The 2564-nt window shown below is 69.1% G+C and carries 2 protein-coding genes; both read left to right on the top strand.

The features are described 5' to 3' along the window. Window positions 1-1008 (top strand): hypothetical protein (locus VEC57_07365; GenBank protein ID HYB98943.1); only part of this gene is annotated, 1008 nt, incomplete at its 5' end. A gap of 177 nt (window positions 1009-1185) precedes the next feature. Continuing rightward, window positions 1186-2379: an IS481 family transposase gene (locus VEC57_07360; protein ID HYB98942.1), complete on the top strand. Its 1194-nt coding sequence runs from the start codon at window positions 1186-1188 to the stop codon at window positions 2377-2379. Window positions 2380-2564: the final 185 nt, after the last annotated feature.

Below are 2564 nucleotides of genomic sequence, written 5' to 3'. Positions count from 1 at the left end.
AGCGTCGACGCCGTCGCCGACGCCGACCCTCTGGCCGAGGTCGGGCGCTGCCTGCGCGACCTGCGCCAGTTCTCCTACGACGCGGCGCGCGGGCGCGCCGATCGCGTCTGCCGCGACGCGCCGCACCTCTGGGAATGCCATTACGCGCGCTCGCGCTGCTACCTGACGCTGCGCGACGACGGGGTCGAGGAACGCGGGCTCGCCCAGCGCGAGGCCGAGGCCTCGGCGCGGCGCGCCGTCGACCTGGCTCCGGGCGAAGGACTGGCGCAGCTGCAGCTCGCGCTGTCGCTGAGCGACGGCGCGGCGATCCTCGCCGCGATCGATCGCGCGATCGCCCTCGAGCCGGCCAACGGCAGCTTCGTCGTGCAGCGCGCGATGATGCGCCTGGCGCTCGGCGACGCCGACGGCGCGCGCGCCGATGCCGACGCCGCGCGCCGCCTGGAGGCGGCGCCGATCCAGCTCGCGCTGCTCGCGGTCGAGGAGGCGGTCCTGGCCGGCGACGAGCCGGCGAACTTCGCGGCGATGGCGAGGCTCAAGGACCAGCTCGCCGGCTGGCCGAAGGAGCTGATGGCGTGGATCTACCTCGGCGTCGCGCTCGGGAAGGACGAGGTGATGCCGAGCTACCAGGCGATGCTCGCGCGCCATGCGACCCATCCGTACCTGGCGATGACCAGCGCGCTGATCGCGGAACGCGCCGGGCGCATCGACGAGGCGCTGGCGATCGCCCTCGCCTGCCGCGAGCGGCATCCGTACCACGCGCAGGCCGGGCTGATGGTCGTCGTCTACCAGGGCGCGACCGGCGCCCACGAGGCGGCGCTCGCGACCGGGCGGGCGATCCCGGAGGCGACGACCACGCCGCAGGACCGCTTCCTGCTGCGGCGCCTGATGCTGCGCTCGCTGGTCGCGCTCGGTCGCAGCGACGAGGCGCGCGCGCTGCTGACGCGCACGCGGCAGGATTTCCCGAAGCTGGCGGAGCAGGTCGCCGACGTGGCCGACGCGCTGCGCTGAGCGCGAAGGGCGGAGTTCGAAGCGCGAGGCGCGAAGCGCGAGGCTCGAAGCGCGAGGCTCGCAGCTCGAAGCTCGCAGCTCGAAGCTCGAAGCCCGGTATGATCCGGGGACATAGGTGACACTTTGATCCGGGGACATGGGTGACAGTTCGCCACCATTCGGCATGGGAGGAAACCCATGCCGTGGAGCGAAGCCTGCACCATGGACCTACGCATCGCATTCATCCACGACTGGCTGGCGAGCGGTGATGTCACCAACTCGGCTGAGCGAGCCGGGATATCGCGCAAGACCGCTTATAAATGGATCGGCCGTTACCACGAGAGTGGCAAAGGTGGTCTGGGCGATCATTCGCGACGACCGCGGCGATGTCCCCATGCGACGCCCAGCGCTGTGGCGGACGCGCTTATCGACCTGCGTCGCCAGCATCCGACGTGGGGTGCGAAGAAGCTGGTGGCAAAGCTGTCCTTGATCGCGCCCGAGCTGCCGTTGCCGGCAGTAAGTACCGCTTCGGACATCATCGACCGTGCTGGCCTGGTGCGTGAGCGTCGTCAGCGACGGCGCCTGCCCAAGATCGGGCGCGCATGGCCACGCGGTGATCGAGCGAATGCGATCTGGTGCACCGACTACAAAGGGCAGTTCCGCACCCTGGATGGCGCGTGGTGCTATCCGTTGACCGTGACCGACGAACACAGTCGCTTCATCCTCGCCTGCCAGGGCCACGCCGGCATCGATGGTGACGACGTCCGGTCATGCTTCGAGCAGCTGTTTCGTCGCCATGGCCTGCCGGATGCGATCCGTAGCGACAACGGCAGCCCGTTCGCGAGTACCGGTCTCTGCCGTCTTTCCCGCGTGTCGGTGTGGTGGATGCGGCTCGGTATCGCTCTGAAGCGCAACGCCCCGGCCCAGCCGCAGCACAACGGTCGCCATGAGCGCATGCATCGCGATCTGAAGGCCGAGACGACGCGCCCTCCGGCGGCGACGATGCGGTCCCAGCAACGGCGCTTCGATGACTTCGTGCACCAGCACAACTACGAGCGACCGCACGAGGGTCTTGGCCAGCAGACCCCATCGACGCAGTACCGCGCCTCGCCGCGTCCGTATCCAGAACGTCTGCCTGACCTCGAGTACCCATCGCATTACGAGCGCCGTCGCGTCGCGCCAAATGGCTGCGTGAGCTTGTGGAACGGGTACGTCTTCATCGGTCATGCGCTGTGCGGCCAGGACCTCGGTCTGGTCGAGCACGACGATGGGCTTTGGACGGTCTACTTCGGCAGCCTCGCCATCGGCATCATCGACCGCCGGACTCGTCGCGTGCTGACGGTCGACGACGAGGACAACGATGCGGTGTCGGCCCGTCCGGATGTCGCATGAGAGTCGGCGCACCTTCCGACGGCCTTCCTCCGCCTTTCGACGCTTCACGGCTGGGGCCTTGTGGGCCCCGCCTCGCGTCGAAAGCCGGCGGCCGTCGAAAGCTGCTCGTCACCGCCCGATCAACCCCGGCGGACTGTCACCCATGTCCCCGGATTGAAGTGTCACCCATGTTCCCGATCGCTCAC

This window comes from Candidatus Limnocylindrales bacterium (assembly GCA_035626395.1).
Classification (GTDB): Bacteria; Desulfobacterota; Binatia; order UBA1149; family CAITLU01; genus DASPNH01.
This window is presented reverse-complemented; position numbering and strand designations above follow the sequence as displayed.

Coding starts and splice junctions, on each gene's coding strand:
- VEC57_07360 (HYB98942.1), top strand. CDS start 1,186: ATGCCGTGGAGCGAAGCCTGCACCATGGACCTACGCATCGCATTCATC.